Origin of the sequence: Streptomyces sp. NPDC097981 (assembly GCF_040302565.1) — a bacterium.
Taxonomy (GTDB): domain Bacteria; phylum Actinomycetota; class Actinomycetes; order Streptomycetales; family Streptomycetaceae; genus Streptomyces.
Window position 1 is genome coordinate 69501 of the sequence record NZ_JBEORW010000034.1, and the last position, 20340, is coordinate 89840.

Annotated in this window: 19 protein-coding genes; 15 read left to right on the top strand and 4 right to left on the bottom strand. The window is 71.1% G+C overall.

From position 1 onward, the window contains the following. Positions 1-19: 19 nt before the first annotated feature. The 4 genes from ABTY04_RS28500 to ABTY04_RS28515 all read left to right on the top strand — a co-directional run bounded on the left by ABTY04_RS28500 (position 20) and on the right by ABTY04_RS28515 (position 4824). Complete coding sequence (locus ABTY04_RS28500) at positions 20-379, top strand: darcynin family protein (protein ID WP_352216259.1); 360 nt, start codon at positions 20-22, stop codon at positions 377-379. After that, the gene (locus tag ABTY04_RS28505; RefSeq protein ID WP_352216260.1) at positions 376-813 is read left to right on the top strand and encodes a hypothetical protein; all 438 of its coding nucleotides are present in this window, start codon (positions 376-378) and stop codon (positions 811-813) included. Before ABTY04_RS28500 ends, ABTY04_RS28505 begins: the two co-directional genes overlap by 4 nt. Continuing rightward, the gene (locus ABTY04_RS28510) at positions 810-2378 is read left to right on the top strand and encodes a multicopper oxidase family protein (protein WP_352216261.1); all 1569 of its coding nucleotides are present in this window, start codon (positions 810-812) and stop codon (positions 2376-2378) included. Before ABTY04_RS28505 ends, ABTY04_RS28510 begins: the two co-directional genes overlap by 4 nt. Before the next feature lie 262 nt (positions 2379-2640). After that, the gene (locus ABTY04_RS28515; RefSeq protein WP_352216262.1) at positions 2641-4824 is read left to right on the top strand and encodes a TerD family protein; all 2184 of its coding nucleotides are present in this window, start codon (positions 2641-2643) and stop codon (positions 4822-4824) included. Between the two features lie 292 nt (positions 4825-5116). On the opposite strand, the gene ABTY04_RS28520 is transcribed toward ABTY04_RS28515, so the two are convergent. Further along, the gene (locus ABTY04_RS28520) at positions 5117-6211 is read right to left on the bottom strand and encodes a phage tail sheath family protein (RefSeq protein WP_352216263.1); all 1095 of its coding nucleotides are present in this window, start codon (positions 6209-6211) and stop codon (positions 5117-5119) included. 531 nt (positions 6212-6742) lie between these two features. Between ABTY04_RS28520 and ABTY04_RS28525 the strand changes: the two genes are divergently transcribed. After that, positions 6743-8161, top strand: a complete 1419-nt coding sequence (locus ABTY04_RS28525) for a cellulase family glycosylhydrolase (RefSeq protein ID WP_352216264.1) — start codon at positions 6743-6745, stop codon at positions 8159-8161. 124 nt (positions 8162-8285) lie between these two features. Here the strand turns inward: ABTY04_RS28525 and ABTY04_RS28530 are convergent, their stop codons facing one another. Continuing rightward, positions 8286-8720: a MerR family transcriptional regulator gene (locus ABTY04_RS28530; protein WP_352216265.1), complete on the bottom strand. Its 435-nt coding sequence runs from the start codon at positions 8718-8720 to the stop codon at positions 8286-8288. A gap of 55 nt (positions 8721-8775) precedes the next feature. Here ABTY04_RS28530 and ABTY04_RS28535 point away from each other — a divergent pair, with 55 nt between their 5' ends. Beyond that, the gene (locus ABTY04_RS28535; protein WP_352216266.1) at positions 8776-9747 is read left to right on the top strand and encodes an SDR family NAD(P)-dependent oxidoreductase; all 972 of its coding nucleotides are present in this window, start codon (positions 8776-8778) and stop codon (positions 9745-9747) included. A 298-nt stretch (positions 9748-10045) separates the two neighbouring features. Here the strand turns inward: ABTY04_RS28535 and ABTY04_RS28540 are convergent, their stop codons facing one another. After that, on the bottom strand, positions 10046-10297 hold the full coding sequence (locus ABTY04_RS28540) for a hypothetical protein (protein ID WP_352216267.1): 252 nt from the start codon (positions 10295-10297) through the stop codon (positions 10046-10048). 184 nt (positions 10298-10481) lie between these two features. Between ABTY04_RS28540 and ABTY04_RS28545 the strand changes: the two genes are divergently transcribed. After that, a complete protein-coding gene (locus ABTY04_RS28545) occupies positions 10482-11447 on the top strand; it encodes an ArsR/SmtB family transcription factor (protein WP_352216268.1) in 966 nt (321 codons plus the stop codon). 367 nt (positions 11448-11814) lie between these two features. Here ABTY04_RS28545 and ABTY04_RS28550 read toward each other — a convergent pair whose 3' ends face one another. Next, a complete protein-coding gene (locus ABTY04_RS28550) occupies positions 11815-12030 on the bottom strand; it encodes a hypothetical protein (protein ID WP_352216269.1) in 216 nt (71 codons plus the stop codon). A gap of 131 nt (positions 12031-12161) precedes the next feature. Here ABTY04_RS28550 and ABTY04_RS28555 point away from each other — a divergent pair, with 131 nt between their 5' ends. Genes ABTY04_RS28555 through ABTY04_RS28590 form a run of 8 tightly spaced genes read left to right on the top strand, consistent with a single transcriptional unit; the run spans position 12162 to position 19587 of the window. After that, complete coding sequence (locus tag ABTY04_RS28555) at positions 12162-13112, top strand: SagB/ThcOx family dehydrogenase (protein ID WP_352216270.1); 951 nt, start codon at positions 12162-12164, stop codon at positions 13110-13112. A gap of 3 nt (positions 13113-13115) precedes the next feature. After that, positions 13116-14204 carry a hypothetical protein gene (locus tag ABTY04_RS28560; RefSeq protein WP_352216271.1) on the top strand — a complete coding sequence of 363 codons (1089 nt, stop codon included), beginning with the start codon at positions 13116-13118 and terminating at the stop codon, positions 14202-14204. Continuing rightward, positions 14201-15565: a YcaO-like family protein gene (locus ABTY04_RS28565; RefSeq protein ID WP_352216272.1), complete on the top strand. Its 1365-nt coding sequence runs from the start codon at positions 14201-14203 to the stop codon at positions 15563-15565. The genes ABTY04_RS28560 and ABTY04_RS28565 overlap by 4 nt, the downstream gene beginning before the upstream one ends. Further along, entirely contained in the window at positions 15540-16259 is a 720-nt protein-coding gene (locus tag ABTY04_RS28570; protein WP_352216273.1) for a CPBP family glutamic-type intramembrane protease, read from the top strand. Before ABTY04_RS28565 ends, ABTY04_RS28570 begins: the two co-directional genes overlap by 26 nt. After that, the gene (locus tag ABTY04_RS28575; RefSeq protein ID WP_352216274.1) at positions 16256-17017 is read left to right on the top strand and encodes a CPBP family glutamic-type intramembrane protease; all 762 of its coding nucleotides are present in this window, start codon (positions 16256-16258) and stop codon (positions 17015-17017) included. Before ABTY04_RS28570 ends, ABTY04_RS28575 begins: the two co-directional genes overlap by 4 nt. Continuing rightward, on the top strand, positions 17014-18024 hold the full coding sequence (locus ABTY04_RS28580) for an ABC transporter ATP-binding protein (protein ID WP_352216275.1): 1011 nt from the start codon (positions 17014-17016) through the stop codon (positions 18022-18024). The genes ABTY04_RS28575 and ABTY04_RS28580 overlap by 4 nt, the downstream gene beginning before the upstream one ends. 1 nt (position 18025) lies before the next feature. Next, entirely contained in the window at positions 18026-18775 is a 750-nt protein-coding gene (locus tag ABTY04_RS28585; protein ID WP_352216276.1) for an ABC transporter permease, read from the top strand. Continuing rightward, entirely contained in the window at positions 18766-19587 is an 822-nt protein-coding gene (locus ABTY04_RS28590; RefSeq protein ID WP_352216277.1) for a class I SAM-dependent methyltransferase, read from the top strand. Before ABTY04_RS28585 ends, ABTY04_RS28590 begins: the two co-directional genes overlap by 10 nt. Positions 19588-20340: the final 753 nt, after the last annotated feature.

Consider the following 20340-nt stretch of genomic DNA (forward strand, 5'->3'; position numbering starts at 1 on the left):
AATTGGCTTTGGAGGGCTCATGACGTACGGCATCGTGCTGACCTACACGCTCACACCGCGCTGGCTGGCGCTGACCCGGGACGAGCGCAACCGGATGCGCGCCACGCACATCGAGCCGGTGTTCGCCCGGTACGCGGACCGGGTCACGGCCCGGTTCTTCGACGCCGAGGCGTTCAGCGGCCGCTTCTCCGACTTCGCCGTGCTTCAGACCGAGGACCTTCGCACGTACTACTTCCTCGTCGAGGCCCTGCGCGACACCCCGCTCATCAGCGACGGCTACCTCGTCCTCGGCGAGGTCATCCTCGGTGTCCAGGACGGCTTCCACGCCTACGAACACCACCTCACCCCCACCCCCGCGACCCCGGAAGCCCGCCCGTGAACCGGCTCGACGCCCACGGGCGGCGATGGCCGCTGCGGCTGATGCGGACCGCGACCACACTCGTACTCCTCGACACGCTCGCGCAGGCCGCACTGGCCGGCCTGTTCGTCACCGGCGACCTCGACCTCCTCACCTGGCACTCGGCCAACGCCGACGTCCTCACCGCGCTCACCCTCCTGCTGACCGCGGCCGCCGTGCTGGTGTGGCGGAGGCCGGGAGGGCCCGCCTGGCCCGCCGCGGCGAGCGCCGCCCTGGCCGTGCTGGTCGGCGCGCAGCAGGGCCTGGGCGAGGCCCGGGTGCTGGCCGCGCACATGCCGCTCGGGATGGCGATCTTCGGCCTCGCCACCGCCCTCATGTGCTGGTCCTGGGCCTTCAGCCCCGGCCCCGGCTCCGCCGCGCGGCCGCTGCATGTGCCGGCGGGGGTGGCCGAGTGAGCCCCTCGGCCAACTCGTCACGCTCGGCTCCGGGCCGGCGGGCGTTCCTGGGACTGGCCGGCGGCACCGGTGCCGCGATCACGCTCGGCGCGGCCGGCTACTCCCGGCTGGCCCCAGCGTCCACCGGGCGGGTGCTCACCAGTACGGCGCCTGTGCCCGTGCCGTTCGCGGTGTCGCTGCCCGTCCCGCCGACCGCGCGGCCCGCACGCAGCGAAGGGCGCGCCGACGTCTACGAGCTCGAACAGCGCGAGGGCAGGGTGGAAATCCTGCCCGGGCTGACGACCACTGTGTGGGGCTACGACGGGATCTTCCCCGGGCCGACCATCGCAGCCCGCTCCGGACACCCCGTCAGGGTGCGCGTGCACAACAGCCTGACCGTGCCCACCGTCACCCACCTCCACGGCGGCGTCACACCGCCCGAGTCCGACGGCTACCCCACCGACCTGTTGCTCCCCACCCGCTGCGCCCCCGGCCAGACCCGCGACCACACTCAGGGCGCCCACGGCGGAGACATCACCACCGCCTACCGCACCTACGACTACCCGATGGCCCAGCAATCGGCCACCCTCTGGTACCACGACCACCGCATGGACCACAGCGCGCCCCAGGTCTGGCGCGGCCTGGCCGGCTTCTTCCTCATCACCGACGACGAAGAGGACAAGCTCCCGCTGCCCCGCGGCGATCGGGACGTCCCCCTCATGCTGTGCGACCGCTCGTTCAACGAGGACGGCTCCTTCCGCTACCCCGATCACGCCCACGACGACTTCCCCGACGGCGTCCTCGGCGACGTCCAGCTGGTCAACGGCACACCCTGGCCCCTCCTCGAGGTCTCAGGCTGCCGCTACCGCTTCCGCCTCCTCAACGGCTCCAACGCCCGCCGCTACCAGCTGCGGCTCGACGTCGAAAGCGGCGGCCGCGGACGCTTCACACAGATCGGCAGCGACGGCGGACTGCTCCCCGCACCCCAGAACCTCGACAGCATCGACATGGCACCCGGCGAACGCTTCGACGTCATCGTCGACTTCGCCGACCACCCCGTCGGCAGCCGCCTCATCCTGCGCAACACCGCCGCCGAAGGCCGGATGCGCGACGTCATGCGCTTCGACGTCGTACGCGCCGCCAAGGACGCCACCCGCGTGCCGGACCGGCTCTCAACCCGCTACGAGGACCTCACACCCACCACGGGCATACCGGTCCGGGCCTTCGACTTCCGCCGCACCAGCGCCGACGGCGAGGACCGGCAGATGTGGACCATCAACGGCGAGCCGTTCCACCCCGACACCGTGCTGGCCCGCCCCCGCCTGGGCAGCATCGAGCGGTGGCGCATCAGCAGCGACTTCCACCACCCCGTCCACGTCCACCTCGCACAGTTCCAGGTGATCGCCCGCGGCAACCGCCCACCGGCGGCCAAGGACGCCGGCTGGAAGGACACCGTGGACGTACGCCCGTACGAGGTGGTGGAAGCCCTGGTCCGCTTCACCGGCTACCTGGGTCGCTACATGATCCACTGCCACAACCTCGAACACGAGGACATGGCCATGATGGGCAACTTCCAGACCGTCTGACACACCACGACGCGACCCGAACCGCAGCCGGCACACGCGCCACACCGAGCCGGGAGGGCTGCCGCAAACACAGCACGACGGGGCAGGGCACTTGCGCGGTGAGCTCGTCCGTGCCGAGCGGGCGCTGAGCAGCGCAGACGAGCGTGAGGCCCCCGCCACGCGGCGGCGGCCGCCGCCGCCCGGGCCTGCATGGCTGATCGACCCAACTCGGTGTTCGAAAAATTGGGCGCAGGCCGTTCGGGTGTTCTGGGATCATGTCCCGATGGCCCATCCTCTTGAATCCCTGGTCATCAGGCACAACCACCGCCTCCCCACCCCTTCCGGGCCCGCTGGGCAAGGCGGTGCCGCGGCACGGCAGTTCGACGCCGCGCTGCTGTCCGTGGGCTTCAAGCTCTCCGGTGAGCTGCTGGAGCACCTCTCGGGCCTGGCCGAAGAGGTCGTCCTCGACACCGCGTCGCGCACGCTGGATACCGTGCGCGCGATGGTCGGCGACCACGTCCGGCACAACGTCTACTTCGTCGATTTCCCGGCCAACGTGCCGGACACGCTTGAGTTCTGGATGCAGTGCATCCGCGAGGCGCTCGCCGACGACGCCTCGCGGGCTGGCACCATCGACCAGCTCCGGTCCGGTGTCGTTGACCTCCTCACCCTCCCGACGTACGGCACCTACGGGCACGTATACGAGGAAATGCTCGCCGCGCACGACGAGCTGATCGCCGCCGCCGGCGACCGCGTGACGGTCCTGCACGCGGGCGGCGCCCCGGACGACGAGGTCACCGCCTTGTACCTGGTCCTGGCGGGTAGTGCCACACCGCTGGGCGAGGACGGCCTGCGCGACCTCGCTGTGCTCGCCGCGCACTGCGCCGACGGTCCCCAGCCCGAGGAGATCCCGGTCCGGGAGAACCGCGCCGTCGTCAACCGTGCCCGCCTCGACCGCGGCTCGGACCTGCTGCTGGACACCGTCACCGACGTCCTGCGCCTGGCCTGCGCCCTGTCGGACGGCGACGTGACCCTCGCCGAGCCGACCCGTTTCCGTTCGCTGTCCCGGCCGGTCCGGCGTGCCCTGCTCGCCGGCCTCGACACGGTCGCCGCATCCCCCGCCAAACTCGCCGACGTTGTCTCCCACCGCGAGGCGTTCAAGCGCCTCGGCGAGCGCCTCCACCCGCACGAGTACCCGCGCTGGCCACACGCCGCCGACGTGTTCGCCGTCGCCCGCGGCGAGAAGGAGGCCCGGACCCTCGACAGCCGCGTCGAGGAACTGCTCGGCTCAGACGACGTCACGGGCGCGGCGCGGCTGCTGGCGGCCGCCGCCCCGGGCAAGCTGCTGCGCTCCCTGGACCGGCTGCTGCGCGCCTGCCCTGGCCAGGAGGAGCGCGATGCGGTCGCGGCCGCAGCCGAGGATGCCGCCCCCCACGTCTCGGGCCGGGTCCTGCTGTCGGTACGCGAGCACTTTCACAACCGGACGCAGGAGGCAGTGCAGCGCCGCTTCTTCGTCAACCGAGGGGGCCGCGCCTGGGTCGCCGCCGACACCCGTCCGCCCGTGCCGGAACCCGACATCAGGCGGCTGGTCGCAGCCCTGGACGCGGAGACGCGGCGCCGGCTCCCGCAGCCGGGGTACCTGCTGGTCGACCCCGCGGTCCTCGACATCGCGCTTCCGCTCAGCGGCAAGGCGACGGCCGCGGGGCTCGGCGTACTGCCCCGCGGGTCCCTCTTGCCCGTCGACGGGGAGCTGCTGCGGTTCTTCGTCCACTGGCGGCAGGCGCAGCGCAGCACCGACTTCGACTTGTCGGCGCTCATACTGGACGGGTCGTACGAAACCGTGACCTGGCTGTCGTACACGGCCCTCCAGGACATCGAGGGCGAACACTCGGGCGACATCACCAACGCTCCCGCACCCGATGGCGCCTCGGAGTTCATCAACCTGCGGCTGGGCGCCGTACGCGGCGACTTCATCGTCCCGCAGGTCAACATCTTCTCCGGGGAGGGCTTCGAGGAGGTCGCGGAGTCGTTCTTCGGCTTCATGGTGCGCGACGCCGAGCAGCAGGGCCGCCCCTTCGAGCCGCGTACGGTGCGCATGAAGTCGCAGATGCGGGGGACGGGCAGGGTCGCCCTGCCGCTGGTGTTCCTGCGCGGGGACGACGGCGGGTGGCGCGCAAAGTGGCTGCACCTGTACCTGAAGGGCAACCCGAACGCCAACCGGGTTGAGGGGAACCGGGTGTCGGTCGCCACGCTGGTGCGCGGCATCGTCGAACGCGACCAGCTGACGGTACGGCACCTCGTCGGCCTGATGGCCGATCACGCCACGGCCACCACATGGTGGGACGGCAGCCAGGTTCAGGTCCCGGACGGCCCGGTCACGTACATCGGCCTGGAACGCCCGGAAGGTCTGCACCCGGACTCCCTGATCATCACGCCGGAAAATCTGCGCGCGCTGATCCCGGCCTGACTGCTACCGTTGACCACGGCGAGGCCATGGGCGGACTTCCTTCTCACCACTCCACTGAACTAGTCCCCCCGCTTTCCTCGCCGTCGATGATGAAGCCGGGATGCCCTTAGGGCAACCCGGCTTCATCACGTCACGCCTCCCGGGGGGCACGTTGCCGCCGCGGCGTACGGCCCGGACTCCGGCCGGCTCAGGGTGTGCCCCGGATCCGGATGCTGCTGTACCGGGCTGGGGTCGTCCCCGGGCGCGGTGCGCCGCCCTGTTCGGCCGGGCGGCACACCACAGCGTGCGGGAGCTACTCCTGGGCTCCGGCGACCTGGGTGACCCGGAATTGGATGAACTCGGCGGGGCGGATCGGTGCGATGCCGATGTCGATGAGGACGTGGCCCTCCTTGTCCGTTTCGGACGTGTTGTTGGTGTCGTCGCAGATGACGTAGAACGCCTCGTTCAGCGTGCTGCCCATGAGAGCGCCCTGCCGCCACTGATCCGTGAGGAATGTGCTGGTGGCCTGCTTGAGCTTCGCCCGCAGCTGCTCGTTGTCGGTTTCGAAGACGGCCCAGGTGCTGGATTGCCTGATGGAGTCGTTCAGGAAATTGACCAGCCGACGGACGTTGACATACTTCCAGTCCCTTGCCGTGGAGAGCGTCCGAGCCCCCCACACCAGGAGGCCGCGGTCAGGGAAGACGCGCAGGCAGTTCACTCCTGCCTCGTTCGCCGGGCCCTGCTCGGCATCGGTCACTGCCGTCGCGACTCCGGTCGCGCCTCGGACGCCGCAGTTCGCCGGCGCCTTGAACACTCCCCGCTCGGCGTCGGTACGGGCCCAGATGCCGGCCACGTGGCCCGACGGCGGGACCACCCGGGCCGTGCCGTCGATGCCCGGCACCTCCACCCACGGGTAGTAGACGGCGCTGAACTGCGCTTCGGTCTCGTCCAGGCCGAACAGCCCCGGGGTTTTGGCCACATCCTCCACGGAGACGCCTTGCTGTGTGTGCAGCAGCGCCATCCGGTTGCCTGTCCGTACGCAGTGCCCGGCGACGGCCTTGGCAATCGCCGGGGCGTCGGCCTCGCTCTTCCACAGCTCAGGGACCACGACCATGTGCACATCCGGCACCGTTTCCAGCGCGGTGAGGGCGCTGGTGTATGCCGCGAGCCCGTCGCCGGTCGTGCCGGCCACGAAGCACTTGCCGCCGCCGTTGGCGAAGAACCCGTACACGGCCTCCGCCAACGTGGCCTTGGCCGGCTTCTGGTCCCCGCCGGCACCGGTGCCGTACGTATCGGCGAACTCCCGCCAGCTGCGCACGAGCCTCGGTGCGATGAAGTCCTCTGGCAGAGGGGCGATGAACCCCGCCGTCGACGTGCCTGCGCCAGCGATCGGCCATCCGCTCGACATTCCGGGCTCCTTACGGACATGGGAAAGGAGGAACGCGGGCACCGCTGCGGGCCCGCCGGGTATGAGCGTAGAGATCAAAACGGCATTTTCGCGGCATCCTCATCCGATCAGGGGCTTCCTTGTCGATCCGTGAAGACCGCGCCGCGCGCGTTCCGCTGTCCGGCCAGAGCGTCTCGACGACGTCCTCGTACCGGTCCACAGGCCCCAGAGATGGCCCGCACCACCTCGACCGCGACCGCCTCGATCATCCGACGCCCGCCGGACGACGCCGAGGACACGGGGCCGCCTCTCCGGAGGTGGCTGGCGCGGACCGGGCGCCGCGCAGAGCCCGAGGGAACCCCCAGTGAAGACTTCGAGGAGGGCCCAGACGAAGACCCCGTGGGGACCACCGGCGATGACGTCGGGTAAGCCCTTCAAGAAGGAAGCCCCGCCAACTCCCGTGAAATTCTGGGAAGTTGACCCACTCGCCAGTAACATCCGACCGGCCAGTAGCACGCCGCCCGAGCAGCCTCCCTCGAAGGGGTCTCCTGCATGCGTCTGACCTCCCGCGTCGCCCCCGCCGTCCTCGCCGTGGCCGCCCTCCTGCTCGGCGTCCTCCCCGCGCAGGCCCAGGCCCACGTCGGCCGCGCCCCTGACCGGGTCACGGTCGGTGACCGTACCTTCATCGCCGACGGCCAAGGCCGCGCGCTCCAGTGGCGCGGCTTCAACCTCGCCGACAAGAGCAGCCGAGGCGCCAACGCGTTCGCCGACATCCACGAGAGCGACCTCAAAGACATGGCCGCCCGGGGCTTCAACCTTGCGCGCCTCGCGTTCTTCTGGGACGACCTCGAACCCACCCCCGGGCACTACGACCGCGGCTACCTCGCCAAGATGCGCCGCATCCTCGACTGGGCCGACCGCTACCACATCAAGGTCATCCTCGACGCCCACCAGGACGTGTACGGCCCCCACTTCGGCTCCCGCGGCATCCCCGACTGGGCCACCCGCGACGAGGGGTTGCCGTTCACGCCGATACCCGACGACTGGTTCTCCGAGTACTTCGAGCCATCCGTACAGACCGCCTTCGACCACCTTTACAAGGACGCCGACCTCCGCGCCGCGCACGCTCGCATGTGGATGACGGTCGCCTCCGCCCTGGGCAGGCACCCGGCGCTGCTCGGCTACGACCTGATGAATGAGCCGTTCGCGAAGTTCCTCGAAGGCGAAGACCTCCCCGCCGCCGCGGCACGCTTCGAGGCCACCGAACTCACCGAGCTGTGGAACCGCCTTGCCCGGGCGATCCGCCTGGTCGACCAGAGGTCGTGGGTATTCGTCGAACCGACCGTCATCGTCGGTGTCGGCGTCCCCACCCAGTTGGGCCACATCGACGACCCGCACGCCGGCTACGCGCCGCACTTCTACGAGACCTCTATGGAAACCGGCGCCGACTACGACCCCAACGGCACCTTCATCCCCGCCTACGAGGCCGCGATCAGCGACTACCCGACCCGTAACCGCATGCCGGTGATCGTGGGAGAGTGGGGCGGCAACCCCTACGTTCCGCACGCGCACCAGTTCGTCACCGACATGACGGCCTCCCTGGACCGCTTCTCCAGTGGCTGGACGTGGTGGCAGTGGTGCCGGGGCGGCGGCTACTGCTTCCTCGACCAGACGGGCGCCGCGAAGCCCAACGCCCGGCTACTCGTCCAGCCGTACGCGCGGGCCGTCGCAGGCGACCCGCTGGGGTTCGCGTACGACCCGGCCACACGCACCTACACGCTCACCTTCCGCACCCGCGACAACGCGGAGGGGCCCACCCAGATCACCGTGCCCAGGGACACGTACCCAGGCGGCTACCGCGTCGATGTCCAAGGCGGCAAGGCCAGTTGGGACGACCGCGGCCAGACCGTCACCGTGAGTACCCACGGCAGGGCCGGAGCCACATACAGGGTCACGATCAGCCCGAAGTAGCCCACCCATACGTTCGGGGGCTGCGGCTCGCGACTCCGCATCAACCGAAGAAACGCCTTCTCCACATCACTGCGGACAAGCACCTGCCCCCGGCCTCGACCTCCGCGCCCTCGCCGCGTCTCCGTCAGCGCCCGCCTCCGGCCGTCGGGTCCCAGAGTCCGCCGGCCTCGCCGCGGGCGAGGTGCTCGGCGTACACGCCGACCTTCCAGGTGATGACGGAGCGGCACTCCTCAAGCGACTGGATCTGCGCGTCGACGCGCTGTCGATGGGCGTCGAGCAGTCGCAGGCGTTCCGCCTCGTTGCCCGGTCCGAGGCGTACCAGTTCGGCGAAGTGCCTGAGGTCGGCGAGCGGCATACCGGATTCGCGGAGCTTGACACAGATCAGCAGCCAGTCGACATCGAAGGAGGTGTAGCGCCGCCTCCCGCCCGACGTGCGCCGGACCGGCCCGACCAGCAGGCCCTCGCGCTCGTAGAAGCGCAGGGTGTGCACGCTCAGTCCGGTCTGGTCGGCCACCTCGCCGATGCTCAGCGACTGCGCGGCTGCTCCGGTGGTCGTCATGCCGTTCACCCCTGGACTTGATCTAGACCTCGCTCCAGATCGTAGCGTCAGGGGCATGACCATGACTGATCAGCAGCCGGTCGGCTCGTCCTTCTCCGCCGTCACCCCCGCCGAGGACATCGTGGCCGGCCGCGACCTCTCCCGCATGACCGCCGTGGTGACCGGGGGCTACTCCGGGCTCGGCCTGGAGACCACCCGGGCCCTGACGGCCGCCGGCGCCCGGGTCATCGTTCCGGCCCGCCGCCCCCACGTCGCCGGTGCCGCTCTCCAGGAAGTGAAAGGCTGCGAGGTCATCCCCATGGACCTGGCCGACCTCGACAGCGTCCGCTGTGCCGCCGCGCACATCAGCGACTCCGTCGACCGGCTCGACCTCCTGATGGCCGTCGCCGGGGTCATGGCCACCCCGGAGCGGCGCGTCGGGCCCGGCTGGGAAGGCCAGCTCACCGCCAACCACTTCGGACACTTCACCCTCACTTGCGAGCTCTATCCGCTTCTGGCCGCCGCGGGCGGCGCGCGCGTCGTCGTCAACAGTTCCGCCGGGCACACCCTGACCGGCTTCCGCTGGCACGATCCGCATTTCCGCACCGGCTATGACAAGTGGCTGGCCTACGGCCAGTCCAAGACCGCCAACGCCCTGTTCGCCGTGCATCTCGACGCCCTCGGGCACCGCGACGGCGTCCGCGCGTTCGCTCTCCACCCAGGCAAGATCATCACCGGTCTCCAGCGCGAGATGGCCCTCAAGGAACAGATGGATCGCGGCTGGGTGGACCAGCACGGCAACGTGATCGGCGCCGACTTCAAGACCCCCTCCCAGGGCGCCGCCACCGGCCTGTGGGCCGCCACGTCCCCGCTCCTCGACGGGCGCGGCGGGCTCTATCTGGAGGACTGCGACATCGCCCGCGTCTCCGCCCCCGACCAGCCCATGGACGACGGCGGCGTACGCGCGTACGCCATCGACCCCGACGAGGCCGCCCGGCTCTGGGACCTCTCCCTCGCCGCGACCGGCGCGACGCCGAACCCCCGATGAACCGCGCCGGAGGACAGGGCGATGTCGCCGGCGGCAGGTGGCGGACGGCGTTCGCGTCGTCGTGAGCTCGCCGCGTTCTCGACCGTGCAGTGAGAGCAACTCATAGGTGGCTCCGGGCGGAGACGTTCCCCCGATCGCGTCCTCGACCCCGCACACCAGCGGCTGCCGGACATTTACCACCGTCCGGCAGCCCACCACGCAAGGCCCCGTACAGCTTCTGGCTGGAGCGGCGCGGGGGGCGGCCCTTCGATCCGCCCGAAGGGCCGGACCCCGGCTTGTTGAAGAGCTAGAAGAAGGGTCACTGGACGTATATGTACAGGGCGTACCTGTTCGTGCTGCGGAAGGAGCAGTAGGCGTCTCCGGCGTAGGAATCCCTCAGCTCGTTGCACCCCGACTGGGAGTAGGTGCCCATGTACTTCCAGTAGCCCGGAACCTGGGTTGCCGTTGTGCTGATCTGGGAGGGCGTGGGAGCGGCCTGTGCGGTGGCGGCACCGCCCACCAGCACAGTCGCCCCCAGAGCGACGGCCCCGAACAACAGACGTGCGCGCATACCTGGTCTCCTTCGCCTTCTGTGGCCGGTTAGCCGCTTCCACGGCCCCACCGCACGGCCCCACCGCACGGCCCACACTCGAAGCCGCAGTCCGACTATCGGGTTCTGGATCGGTTCACGCATTCGATTCGGTCCTGACCGAACTGTGGTGACCTGGACTGACTGATCAGGGGTAGGGGGAGCCGTGCTTCGGATCTGCTTCACCGCTGAGGACCTCCTGCGTGTCACCTTCGCCGACCAGCCGGCACCGATGGTGGAGCTGACGCTCGCGATCGCGGCGCTGCAGCGGCCCGACCCGATATTCACGCTCTGGCGGCGGCGGATGAGCCACACTCTGCCCCGCTCTGCAGGGCCGCTGTTGGAACTGATCCCCGCCACGGCCCGAGGGCCGCTGTTCCTGGATCCGCCGAGCCAGGGATTCGACGATGGATTTGAGCGGGTTATGTCAGCCCCCTCCTCGTTCGTCCGCACTGAACTGCGGCGCGTACATGCCCCAAACCGCCGCCCCGCCCCCTGGACCCGTCTGCTGGGCGACCGGGATCGGGAAGCTTGGCATGCCCTCGCAAACGCCGTACCGGCGGCACACGAAGGCGTCCTGACCGGCTCTTGGGACCGCATTCGTGGCCGTTTCGACGCCGAACGGGCCTGGCGCATCCAGCTTCTGGCCAGTCACGGTATACGTGCGACGCTGGCCGGCCTCTGGCCGGAGGCGCGCTGGCACGGCTCCACTCTGGAGTTCGACAGTGCGGATGACGTCGAGATCACACTCAACGGCCAGGGCATCACCCTGCTGCCATCGGCCTTCTGGACCGGTCGTCCCCTGGTCGGCAGCTATGCCCAGGGGACTTTCCTGGTCTACCCGGCCATGACTCCTCTGCCGTTGCTGGACGACCCTGCCGCCGCCAATGCGTTGGCCGCGCTGCTGGGACGCACGCGGGCAGTCATCCTGCAACATCTCACCCGTCCGCGCACCACGACTGATCTGGCCCGCGACCTCGACCTGGCCAAGTCCTCGGTGTCCGAACACACCAAGACGCTCCGCGACGCCCATCTCGTCACTGCCCAACGCGACGGCAAGACGGTCTGGCACACCTGCACCCCTCTGGGCCTCAGCCTGCTCACCAGCACGCCTGGCACCACAGGCCACTAGGAACTCCAGCAGGACAGGCCTGAGTCGAGAAACAGGCTCTGAGCTTGTTCTTCATCTACCAAGATCTGCCAGGTTCGGCGATGGCCTTGAGGGTCTCTGGGCCCTTCTGGTCTGCCGCAGGGCGCGCAGCCATCACCGGGTCATCGAGTGCACGATCGCCTGAATCGGTGCGTCCCGTCGGTGCATGCCGCTGCGAACGCCGAGCCCGGGCGCTCGATCGCTTCCGTCGCCCTCGCAGCACTTCCTCCGCACCCTTGGAAGGGTGCGGAGCGCTGCTTTTCCCAAGTACATGATGGTCAGTCAAATAGCTGTCAAACAAAGGAAGTTGATGCACCGCGCGGCCGCTTCTCGCCGCCCGTGGAGGCTGCTACGCTCCAGGCGGCCAGCGGTCCGGCCCTTGTCCTTCGCGCCCTCGATTGGAGGTGAGGGAAACAATGTTGAGCTTCTCCGGCCAGGTCGGCAGCACCGCCACCGGCGGTGCGTTCGTCCAGGTGGCTCCGGGAGCCAGCACCACCTGTGGTGGCGGGAACTGCTGCTGCAGCTCGTGCTGCAGCTGGTAGCCGCCGATGTCGAGCGGGGTCACCGGCCCCGCTCGACATCCACGCTTCCGCACCTCAGACGTGCTCCAGCAAGTCGTCGGCGCACGCGCCGCATCGCGCAGAGCCGTCGTCCCGAAAGGCCCCGTCGCACGCCCCCGTCGAAGGAAAGGCCGAGATGTCACTGAAGGACTCGCAGGAAGCCGTTTCCGACTACCTGGACCGCAGCAGCCATATGGCGACGGTGGCGGCCTTCGGTCAGCAGCACACCTCCGTGTCGATGTACAGCGCGACGACGGTGGTGCGGGCGCCGGAGTCGGTGGTACGTGGCCGGTGGAGTCCGGCCGTGCACGGCTTCCTGGGTGAGGAGTTGCTGCTCAACCACCGTCGCAGTGGGCGGGATCTCGGGATGCAGCTGGGAGTGTCGAGGTTCTACGGTCACGACGCCGTCCTCTCCAGTGCGCACAGCGACCTGGAGGAGCGGGTGGACGGGGCGATCGCCCTGCCGTCGCACCGGCGGCTGCGCAGCGGCCTGACGGACACGGTCAGCACCCGGCGCAGCGGCCGGGGTTTCTCGGGGAAGCCGGTGTCGCTGGAGGAGCTGGCCACGGTGCTGTGGCACGCGCAAGGGGTGTCGGGCAGTCTGCCGGTGCCGACGGCCCAGGACGGCGATGCCGCTGTGGCGTTGCGCAACGCGCCCTCGGGCGGCGGGTTGTACCCGGTCCGGCTGGCGGTGCTCGCCCAGCACGTGAAGGGCCTCGCCCCCGGCGCGTACGAGTACCAGCCGCACAGCCACACCCTCTTCCCGTACCGGCCGACACCGCAGCCGGTCGAGTTGGGCCGGCAGCTGCGGACGGCGGACGTGGAGGTCGACAAGGTCGCCCTGGCCCTGGTGTACGTCTACGACCTGTACGCCAACTCGCAGAAGTACGGGGACAGCGGGTTGGTGTTCGCGCTGATCGAGGTCGGCGGCATCTCGCAGAACGTGCACCTGGCCCGGACCTCGATGGGCCTGATCGGCTGCGACCAGGGCGGGTACGACAAGCAGACGCTGGAACGGACACTCGGTTGCGACGGCACGTCGCGCCACGTGGTCCACCTGACGCTCCTCGGACACGGAGAGGCCTGAGCCATGGCCCTTGCGCCCTCCGATTCAAGAGTCGTCCTGGCGACGTCGGTCCGGCTGCTCGCGGTGGAGCCGGGGGTCATCCGGCTGCGCTGGGGGATCTGGAACTTCTCCGAGGTGAACGTCGACCTGCGGGCGGAGTCGCCCGCGGTCCGGGCCGCGATGACCGCTCTGTTCGAGACGCTGGCGGCGGGCAAGGCGGCCAACGGGACGTTCGCGGACGCCGCCGGTCTGACGCCGGTCGAGCGGGCCAATCTGCAGCTGGCGGTCACCGAGCTGCGGCAGGCCGGGTTCCTCGCGTACGACCGCGCATCAGAACGCGGCGGGGACATGGCCCGGGCGCTGCTCGGCAATCTGGACCTGTACGGCGCCGGAGAGTCGGCCGAGGCGACGGTCGCGTTCGCGGCGGACTCGCCCAGCGCCGCCGCGTATGTGGCCGGCCAGGCCGAGGCCCTGGGCCTGCCGCTGGAGCTGCTGCCGGCGGACTTCCTGGACGGGCTGCACGGCGCCGACCTGACCTCCGGGATGGGGGGACTGACCGCGGCGGACTCGCTGAAGCGGCTGAGCGCCACGGTGGAGCACTGCGACTCGCTGGTGGTCCACCTCGGACAGGCCTCGATCCTGGCACTGCGCAGCCTCAACCGCCTTGCCTGCCACCTGGAGAAGCCGGTGGTGGTCGGTCTCGTCGACGGCCCGTTCGCGACCGTCGTGGGGGCGGACAGTCCGCGCACCGGCTGTCTGGAGTGCTTCGAACAGCGCTCGCTGGCCCGGCTGGAGGACCACATCGGCTACCACACCATGGTCGGGGCCACAGCACCCGGCGGCACGGGGCGGGCGAGCGGCGTGGAGTCGCTGATCTGCGCCCATCTGGTGAACGAGGCGGTGCTTCTGCGCTCGCTCGGCACCTCGCGCTTCCTGGGCCGGGCGCTGAGCATCTACCTGCCGACGTACGAGATCCAGGCGCAGGACGTGCTGCGGATCGGCACCTGTCCGGCCTGCGGCCACGTCGCCCGGGACGTCGTACGGGAGATCAACTTCAGCAGCCGGGTGATCGTCGACCGGCATGTGCGCGAGGCGCTCGGAGGGGGCCGATGAGCGGCATCCCGATCCTGGGCCACCCCGGGATGGGCGACGCGCTCGCCCGGTACGGGCGGATCGGCGGCAACCAGGGCGGGATCCTTCCCGGCATGCTGGTCTCGGTCGCCGCGGTGGAGGGCGAGCCGTACCTGCGCTCGGCCACGGCGGCGATGCCGCAGTACCACCGGCTGGCGCTGGACGACCCGCACATGCAGATGCAGTACCACCTGGCCGGCTACGGCTCGACCAACGAAGAGGCGGTGACCCGGCTCACCGGCGAGGCGGTGGAGCGCTACGCGGCGATCATGGCGATGCCGCTGTTCGCGGACCGGATCGAGTACGCCTCCTACCGTTCGCTGTCCTCCCGGCACCGGTGCCTGCCGCCGGAGCTGCTGGGCATCTTCGACGCCGAGCAGCAGCGGCAGCTCGCCCGGATGATGCACCGGTACTCGCCGGAGCCGCCGGCCGACGACGACGTGATCGCATGGATCGCCTGCCCGTCGCTCACCCGGCCCGGGGAGGAGGTGTACCTGCCGGCGCAGCTGGTCTTCCTCGGCTTCCGGAGCAACCCGAGCGCGGCCGACAAGCTGTTCACCCCGTCCTTCTCGACCGGGACCGCGGCCCATGTGTCGCTCGACAAGGCGCTGCTCGGCGCACTCGTCGAAGCCGTGCAGATCGACGCCTTCATCCTCAACTGGTACACCGGGGCCAAGGCGCCGCTGATCGACCTGGACGCGGACGGCCGCGAGCTGCTCGCAGCGGCCGGGCTGGCCCCGGGCGGGCCGTACGAGGTGCGGGCGAGCCTGCTGACCCGGCCGGAGCTGCCGTTGCCGAACATCGGGGTGACCCTGGTGCGCCGGGACGGGAAGCTGCCCTACATCGCGTTCGGGCTGCAGGCCGACCCGGACCCGCGACGGGCGCTGCTGCGCGGCGCGTCGGAGGCGACCGCGATCCTCGGGATCGGCATGTTCAGCACGATTTTCGACCTGCCCAACGTGCACTTCGCGCAGACGAGTTCGGCGTACACCGACCTGGACACCAACGTGCTGTGGTTCGCCGCCCCCGGGGAGGCGGAGCGCAAGCTCACCGCGGTGGAGAGCCGCGTGGACGGGCGGATCGGCTTCGCCGGACTGCCGGGCTACGCCGACGACGACACGGCGGCGATCTGCCGGCTGCTGGCGGACCTCGCGGGCGTCAGCGAGTTCGCAGGCTACCTGGACTTCACTCCGCCGGAGCTGGCCGACACCCCGTGGCGGGTCGTCCGGGCAGTCGCCCCGGAGCTGCTGAGCATGTGCCTGCCCGGGTTCCCGCCGAAGGGCCATCCCCGGATGCGAGAGCATGGGGGTGTGACCCATGTGGTCCCACACCCGCTCCCTTGAGCTGCTGGTACTGGTGGCCACCGTCGCGCCCGCCGAACTGATCCGCGTCGCGACGGCGTTCGGCCCCGCGGCGAAGGCGGGCTCGGACCGGGGACGGGCCGCCCGCCGCGGGCTGCTGGGCGCCCCCGCCGCCTACCTGGTGGTGACCGCGGCGGCCCTCGCCGTCGCAGCCGACGGCGGCTTCGTCCCGGACACGCTGACCGGCTGGCGGACCGGCGCGCTCTGGCTGCCGGCCGCGGCGCTGGTCGGCGCGGCGCTGGTCGGCGCGGAGTTCGCGGTCGGCGCGGTGCCCCGGCTGCTGGACGGGACGGGCCGGCCACGGCTCGCGGTGCACCGCGGCGGCGGCGCGGTGGGCGGCGGGTACGCGGCAGCCGTTCTGGCCACCGCGGTCGCCGAGGAGTTGCTGTACCGGGGCCTGTGGATCGGTGTCCTGCACGAGCGCCTGCACCTGCCGGCCGGTGTCGCGGTCGCGGCGGCCGCCGTGGCCTACGCGGTGGGACACCTGTTCTTCGGCGGGCTCGCAGTGGCGCAGAAGACACTGTCCGGGGCGGTCTTCGGGCTGCTCATGGTGGTGTCGGGCAGCCTGGCGGTGCCGCTGGTCGCGCACCTCGCCCAGAACGGAGTGGTCTTCGCACTGGCCGTCCGTCAGGAGCACGGCGCCCGGCCGGCCGGTGGAAAGGAGGTGGCCGGATGAGCGTGCCCGCCTTCACCGCGCTCACCACCGCCGTGGTCGCCGTCTGGCTGGCCCTGTACCGGCTGCCGTTCAACGATCCGGCACGCCGGCGGCGGACGGCACTGTGGCTCGCCGGCCGGACGGGGCTGCGCCCGGAGGCGGCCTTCGCGGTGTTCGGCACCGTCGTGTACCTGGTGCTGGGCACCGTGGCCCTGGCGGTGCTGCTGGCGTCCACGCCGCTCGCGTTCCACCAGGTGTTCGGCGTCCCCGCACCCGGGACGGCGCTCGCCCTGGTGCTGGCGGTCCTCGGCACCTCCAGCGCCACCGTCCTCTGCGTGTCGCTGCTCTACCGGGTCGACCCGCGGGCGGACGTCCCCGGCGAGATCGCCCGCATCCAGTGGATCGCCTCGATCCTCGCCCTGCCCCGGCACTACCGGTGGATCGTCCCGGCGGCCGCGGCGCTGTTCGAGGAAGTGCTCTTCCGCGGGGTGATCCTGCTGGGGCTCGGGGCACTGGGCAGCGGCCCCGCCTTCGCCCTGGCGTTCAGCACCTGCCTGTTCGCGGCCGGTCAGGTCGCCTTGGTCTCCACCCGCACCCAGGCGTACGTGCTGGGCGCCTCCAGCCTCGTCCTCGGCGTGGTCGGCGGCTTGCTGACCACCGCCACCGGCGGCGTGCTGCCCGCCCTGGTGCTGCACATGTCGTTCGCCGGCTTCTACACCAACCTCAGCGCCTCCCCGACCCCGGGAGCGCGCACGGCCCCCGGGAGGCTCAGCCTGTGACCACCGACCAGCCATCCGCCGACCCGGCGACGGCCGCATCGGAACCGGCACCCGGGCCGGGGCACGGCGCCGTCGTGCACGCCGACCGTCTGACCGTCGCCTACGGCACGTTCGTCGCCGTCCGCGACGTCTCGTTCCGGATCCTCCCCGGGGAGGTGTTCGGGCTCGTCGGGCCGAACGGGGCGGGGAAGACCTCGATCGTCGAGGCGGTCGGCGGCCTGCGGCCCGTCCGCAGCGGCGCGGTCACGGTCTGCGGCCACGACCCCCGCCGCGACCGCGACGCGGTCACCCGGCTGCTCGGCATGCAGCTCCAGGAGTCCCAGTTCCCCAGCCGGGCCCGGGTCGGTGAGCTGTGTGACCTCTACGAGGCGATCTACCGGGCGCCCGGCTCCGCGGCTGCGCTGCTGGAAGCCTTCGGCCTCGCCGACCGCCGCCGCAGCCTGATCGCCGACCTCTCCGGCGGCATGCGCCAGCGGCTGGCCCTGGCCCTCGCCCAGATCGGCGACGTCCGCCTGGTCATCCTCGACGAACTCACCACCGGCCTCGACCCGCACCAGCGCCGGGAGACGTGGCGCTCGGTCCTCGACCTCGCCGCCCGCGGCGTCGCGGTGCTGCTCACCTCGCACGCGATGGACGAGGTCGAGGCGCTCTGCAGCCGTGTGGGCGTGCTGCGGTCCGGGGAGCTCGTCGCGCTCGACGCGCCGGTGCGGCTGACCGAGGCGCACGCAGGCCCGTCCACCTTCGTGGTCGACCTCGGGGACCTGGGCACGGGCACCGGCCGGCCCGCCGGGATCGAGGAGAGGCTCGGCGGCCTCGGGCTGACCCGGCTGCCCGGCGCGACGGACCGGTTGGAGTTCGCCGGCAGCTACCCCGCCGACTACGACCGCATCGTGCGCCTGCTGGCGCACGCCGGACTCCCGCCGTCGGCGGTGAGCCGTCGTACCCCGACCTTCGAGGACGCCTATCTGCGGCTGGTCGGCGCCACCGCCGCAAAGGAAGAGGCCTGAGATGTCGACGCTGTGGCCGATCGTACGGTTCGAGTGGCGGCGGATGAGGCGGAACTTCGCCCCGGTCTTCTTCGCCCTCGCCTTCCCGGTGCTGATGCTCTGCATGTTCGGCGGGATCTACGGCAACGAGCCGTCCGAGCAGTTCGACGGCCGCGGGACGGTGGACATGTCGGTGCCCGCCTACCTGGTCCTGGTGGTCGCCGTCACCGGACTGATGAGCTTTCCGCTCGGCCTCGCCGAGTACCGCGACCGCAAGGTGCTCAAGCGCTTCCGCGCGACGCCGGTCGACGCGTCCGCCTTCCTCATCGCCCAGGCGCTGGTCAACCTCGCGCTGAGTCTGCTCGGCGCCCTGCTCCTGGTCGCCGCCGGGTACCTGTTCTTCGGCCTCCACCTGCCGGCCTCCCCCGCGGCGGCCGCCGCGACGGCCGGGGCCCTGGTCCTCTCCGCCCTCGCCATGTACGCGCTCGGAGGCGTGGTGGCCGCGGTCGCACGGTCCGAGCGGGCAGCGGTGGCCATCGCCAACCTGGTCTACTTCCCCATGATCTTCCTCTCGGGGGCGACCATCCCCCTGCAGATCTTCCCGGAAGCCATGAAGACCATCAGCGCCGCGCTGCCCGCGACCTACGCGGTCGAGCTGCTCCAGCACGCCTGGCTGGACGGCGCCGCCGACGTCGCCCTCGACCTGGGCGTCCTCGCCGGCGTGGTCGCCGTGGGCACCGCGACCGCCTCACGACTGTTCCGGTGGGAGTAACGGTGCCGGCCGCCCACCCGCCGCTCGCCGAGCAGGTCCCCGCCACCGCCTACCTCACCGTGCTCGCCCGGGCCCGCGCGACGGCCGAGCCGGACAGCGCGCTGCGCGACCCTTATGCCGACCGCTTCGCCCGCCACTGCCCGGACTCCATCGTCCGCATCACCCGGCACACCGCGGGAACGTCCGTCGTCATCGCCCGCGCCCTCGCGGTCGACCGCATGCTGTCCGAGCTGCTCCCGGCCGAGCCCTGGGACGTCTGCGTCAACCTCGGCGCCGGGTTCGACGCCCGCACCCACCGCCTAAACTGGCCCGGCTCCTGTCGGGTGGTCGAGATCGACTGCGCCCCCGTCCTCGACCTCAAGGACCGCCTGCTGCCCGCCGCAACAGCACCCGTCCCGGTGGAACGGCTGCGCTGCGACCTCCGCGAACCCACCGCCCTCGCCGGGCTCCTACGGCCCCGCACAGCGGGCCGCAGAACCCTCCTCGTGGCCGAGGGACTGCTCACCTACCTCACCGCGGGCCAGGTCCGCGCCCTGGCCGGCGCGGCGGGCGACGCGGCCGGCGCCGGCAGCGCATGGATCTGCGACGTCCTCTCCCCGGCCTCCGCACGCACCCTCACCGCCGCCGCCCGCGCCGCCGGAACGGCCCTGACCATGCACGGCCTCCCCGACCTCGGCGCCTTCGAGGCCGCCGGCTGGCGCTGCGAGCGCCTCGAACTCCTGCCCACGGCACGGCCACCCACCCGGCCCACCGGCACAGGCCGACAGCTGCCCGACGGTGTGCTGCAACTGAGGCGGGTCGCAGATATCTGACTGTCGGTCATCAGCTGGCCACGGGGCGTGGCTTCACGCTCTACGCTGGACGGACTACATGTCCATGGCCGCCGCCGGCAACCAACGCCGTGTCGTCGGGGAGACCGTGAACGGACCCGGGCCGGTCGAGGCCGGGGATTTTGCACCCGTGCCGCGCCGCCTGCTCCGTCCACGCGGGGATGGGGTCGATGAAGTACTGGACCTCACCGCGGCGGTAGGCGTCGAGATCCCGCTGCAGGGCGGCGCATCGGCACGGATCGGAAGGTACGGCAGTTGCCGCGGCAGGCGTGAGCAGAAGTCCGCCGACGGCAATTGCGGTGGCAGTGGCGGTGGCTGCGACACGCAGGCCACCACGGGGAGTGCGCTTCGTCGAGTACGACATGTCGTCCGGGCCGGCCTCAGCCGGCACCGGCCTCCTTCCGCAGGGCTGTCAACGGGCGCCCACCGTACTCCGAGCCAGCCCTCGACTTCCGCGGATGGGAGGCGAATGGCCGACTCGTACCCCTACTGACGGGTGAGGCCGCCGCACCTCCTGGAGCCCGGCGAGGACCCCACCGACATGGTCGCCTCCGCCGGCTTCGGCTCCCTTGTAGCTGTTCTCCAGGGCCTGCGCTCTCACGATGAGCCTGGTCGCCGAACAGGCCGGCGGTGATGCCGAGCGCGTTGCGCCGTGCGACGCTGCGCCGGGCTCGACGCACGTCAGCCGCCCTTCAGCGAGCACCGGTCTGGCTGCTCACCCAGAGGCGTGCAGCC

Bases quoted from the DNA above. Each gene is read 5' to 3' on its own strand.
- ABTY04_RS28500 (WP_352216259.1), top strand. From the start codon at position 20: ATGACGTACGGCATCGTGCTGACCTACACGCTCACACCGCGCTGGCTG.
- ABTY04_RS28515 (WP_352216262.1), top strand. From the start codon at position 2,641: ATGGCCCATCCTCTTGAATCCCTGGTCATCAGGCACAACCACCGCCTC.
- ABTY04_RS28520 (WP_352216263.1), bottom strand. From the start codon at position 6,211: ATGTCGAGCGGATGGCCGATCGCTGGCGCAGGCACGTCGACGGCGGGG.
- ABTY04_RS28525 (WP_352216264.1), top strand. From the start codon at position 6,743: ATGCGTCTGACCTCCCGCGTCGCCCCCGCCGTCCTCGCCGTGGCCGCC.
- ABTY04_RS28530 (WP_352216265.1), bottom strand. From the start codon at position 8,720: ATGACGACCACCGGAGCAGCCGCGCAGTCGCTGAGCATCGGCGAGGTG.
- ABTY04_RS28535 (WP_352216266.1), top strand. From the start codon at position 8,776: ATGACCATGACTGATCAGCAGCCGGTCGGCTCGTCCTTCTCCGCCGTC.
- ABTY04_RS28540 (WP_352216267.1), bottom strand. From the start codon at position 10,297: ATGCGCGCACGTCTGTTGTTCGGGGCCGTCGCTCTGGGGGCGACTGTG.
- ABTY04_RS28555 (WP_352216270.1), top strand. From the start codon at position 12,162: ATGTCACTGAAGGACTCGCAGGAAGCCGTTTCCGACTACCTGGACCGC.
- ABTY04_RS28560 (WP_352216271.1), top strand. From the start codon at position 13,116: ATGGCCCTTGCGCCCTCCGATTCAAGAGTCGTCCTGGCGACGTCGGTC.
- ABTY04_RS28565 (WP_352216272.1), top strand. From the start codon at position 14,201: ATGAGCGGCATCCCGATCCTGGGCCACCCCGGGATGGGCGACGCGCTC.
- ABTY04_RS28570 (WP_352216273.1), top strand. From the start codon at position 15,540: ATGTGGTCCCACACCCGCTCCCTTGAGCTGCTGGTACTGGTGGCCACC.
- ABTY04_RS28575 (WP_352216274.1), top strand. From the start codon at position 16,256: ATGAGCGTGCCCGCCTTCACCGCGCTCACCACCGCCGTGGTCGCCGTC.
- ABTY04_RS28585 (WP_352216276.1), top strand. From the start codon at position 18,026: ATGTCGACGCTGTGGCCGATCGTACGGTTCGAGTGGCGGCGGATGAGG.